Origin of the sequence: Paraburkholderia sp. EG286A (assembly GCF_040965375.1) — a bacterium.
Classification (GTDB): domain Bacteria; phylum Pseudomonadota; class Gammaproteobacteria; order Burkholderiales; family Burkholderiaceae; genus Paraburkholderia.
This window is the reverse complement of the sequence record NZ_JBFRCB010000055.1, coordinates 1-255: the sequence shown is the minus strand read 5'-3', so window position 1 is coordinate 255 and position 255 is coordinate 1. Positions and strand designations below refer to the sequence as shown.

Below are 255 nucleotides of genomic sequence, written 5' to 3'. Positions count from 1 at the left end.
AACGTATCTGGCGCAAGCACGACATTCGGCCACATCGTCTCGATACGCACATGGTGTCCAACGATCCTGACTTTGAGACCAAGGCCGCCGATGTGATCGGGCTGTACCTTAATCCGCCGTTGCATGCAGTGGTGTTCTGCGTGGACGAGAAGACAGCCATCCAGGCGCTGGATCGCAAGGACCGGATGTTGCCGCTCTCGCCCGGGCGTGCCGAGAGTCATGGCTTTGAATACAAACGCAACGGCACCCTGAGCC

The 255-nt window shown here is 58.8% G+C and carries 1 pseudogene; it reads left to right on the top strand.

Annotated elements, in window-relative coordinates:
- Nucleotides 1-255: pseudogene (locus tag AB4Y35_RS42230) on the top strand (IS630 family transposase); the annotation flags it as partial.